Genomic DNA, 2,260 nt, shown 5'->3' with positions numbered 1-2,260 from the left:
TTTTTCTGAAATTTCCAGCAACAAAAAAGCTTTGGAAATAAAACTTCACACAAACATTAACACAAAAAAATTCTAAAAACAAAAAAAGAGAAAAAGGGTTGCGCCGTTAGGCGCATTGGAGTTTACTTGTCTTCCATCATGTCTTCGGGGTATGCTAGAGTCTTGTGCAGTGAGATGTCGAGTCCGTAGAGTTCTTCGTCTCGTGTAGCCCTTAGCAGTTTGAGCTTCTTCAAGGCGGTGAACATTATCAACCCCATTGCTCCAGCCCATAGTAGTATTGCGCCTGCGCCGATTGCCTGTATTCCGATTTGACTAACCCATGTTGACAGGTCTGCGAATCCATATATTGGGTGTGCACCCAGTACGGTTCCGCCGAAGATTCCTGTTGCGAGTAGTCCCCAGACACCACATGCTGCGTGAACTGGGAAGCACCCCAAGGCGTCGTCGATGTGGAGCTTGTGGTCCAGGAAGCCAATTGTGAACGTTGTGATTACTCCTGCGATTATACCGATTATGAACGCTGCTAGTGGATGAACGATTGCTGCTCCGGAACATATTGCTACAGCACCCGCAAGCAAGCCAACCATGCTAGTAAGCACGTGACCCCTTGAGGTAATTGCTGCACCGAACATGCCTCCTGCCATACACATTGCCGTTGTTAGTGAGACCCATGCAAGTTCTACGTTGATGGTCATTGGATCTGCTGCTACGCTTGAACCGACGTTGAAGCCGAACCAACCGAACGCCAACAGCCATGCACCGAGTACTGACCACGGAATGCTATGTCCAAAGAACGTCCGCGGCATCTTCTTCTCGCCAACGAACTTCCCAATCCTTGGCCCAATTACATACGCACCAGTTAACGCAAGTGTACCACCAACAAGGTGAACTACACCCGAACCAGCGTAATCGATGAAACCAAGTTCAGATAGCCAGCCTCCGCCCCAAACCCAGTGTTCAACTATTGGATAGATGAAACCGGATATTCCTGTAGCTGCTAATATCCAGCCCCAGAACTTGTCACGTTCTGCCAGACCACCAGGAACGATACCAATGACAGTGATAGCGAACATCGCCATCTTGAACCATGTTGCCAAGTCTCCCATTCCAGATGGGCTTGCGGCTAAACCGTAAGCACCTGTCTCTGACAGCAACGGCGGTAGTGGGTTAGCGATGGTCGGAGCAAACTGCGGTATACCGAACACAGGTTCAGCCACGTAGTATGCCAGCGGGAATCCGATTAGGAAGTACACGACGAATGCCAGTGTCCATCCTACGTTGATTTGTAGTATTGTGTGGGTAACGTTCTTTTTGCGGACCATTCCTGCATAGAACAGGGCGAATCCTGCGGTTGCCATGATGAAGATGGCGACAGGTGCCCATCCTACGAAGAAGTTCTGCTGGAACGCAGCCCATGCTTCAGTTGCTTGATCTATCATAGTATATCACCTGTTAATCTCCGCCGAACCATACAGGCTTTAGTGAGAATGGTATTTCCTCTACCGACAGCCCACCGGATTTGATGTTGAGTTTAAGTACCTGAGGTTTAAGGGGAACACTTCTGGATTTACGAAGAAGGAAAACACGTGTCCATACTACGTCGTGTTTTCGGTAGTCAAGGTAAATCAAGTGGTCTACAAGATATTCTGTGATGCCAGGTGATGCGGGGATACCTTCTGCACTAAACAGCGTAGTTGAGCCTTGTGCTTTGGTTTCCATTAGCAGTTTCATGAAGACTTTGCGGAATTCATCAGAATCAGACAACCGCCTAGCCAGCGAAGACAGAGAGTCAATGACAATTCTGCTCGCCCCAGGTTGTGCCTTTAATCCTTTTGCAACTATGCTCATTGCTTCCTCTTTGTCAACCAGACAGTATTCGCTTGCGTAGCTTGCAGTGATGGATAGGTTTACGACTTTGATTGTTCCGTCCCTGATTAACCGTGGAAAGTCGGACCAGAGTTCTCCTCCAGTTCGCATTACTGTTTCGGGGGTTTCTTCGGTTGTGATGTACAAGCATTTCTCACCGTTCTTTGCACCTCTGTAAAGGAACTGCAAACAACAGATGGTTTTGCCAGTGCCGGGTTCTCCGCGCACAAGTATTGCATCACCTTTTGGAATGCCCGGAATGAATTTTTCTAGGCCATCCAATCCGATGTCAACCCATTCAATATTTGATTGTTGTTGCATTGCCATGCTGAATCACCTCTTATTCAATTAAAATGCTAATTATTGGTTATTTGTATATAAACATTTTCTTTTT

Annotated in this window: 2 protein-coding genes; both read right to left on the bottom strand. The window is 47.3% G+C overall.

The features are described 5' to 3' along the window. Positions 1 to 122: 122 nt before the first annotated feature. Complete coding sequence (locus tag NWF04_00020) at positions 123 to 1,439, bottom strand: ammonium transporter (GenBank protein ID MCW4004972.1); 1,317 nt, start codon at positions 1,437 to 1,439, stop codon at positions 123 to 125. A 13-nt stretch (positions 1,440 to 1,452) separates the two neighbouring features. Further along, the gene (locus NWF04_00015; protein MCW4004971.1) at positions 1,453 to 2,193 is read right to left on the bottom strand and encodes a hypothetical protein; all 741 of its coding nucleotides are present in this window, start codon (positions 2,191 to 2,193) and stop codon (positions 1,453 to 1,455) included. Positions 2,194 to 2,260 lie beyond the last annotated feature (67 nt).

The organism is Candidatus Bathyarchaeota archaeon (genome assembly GCA_026014465.1).
In the GTDB taxonomy this organism is placed as follows: Archaea; Thermoproteota; Bathyarchaeia; order Bathyarchaeales; family Bathycorpusculaceae; genus JADGNF01.
Note: the sequence above shows the minus strand (reverse complement) of the source record. Positions and strands in the feature narration are given on the sequence as shown.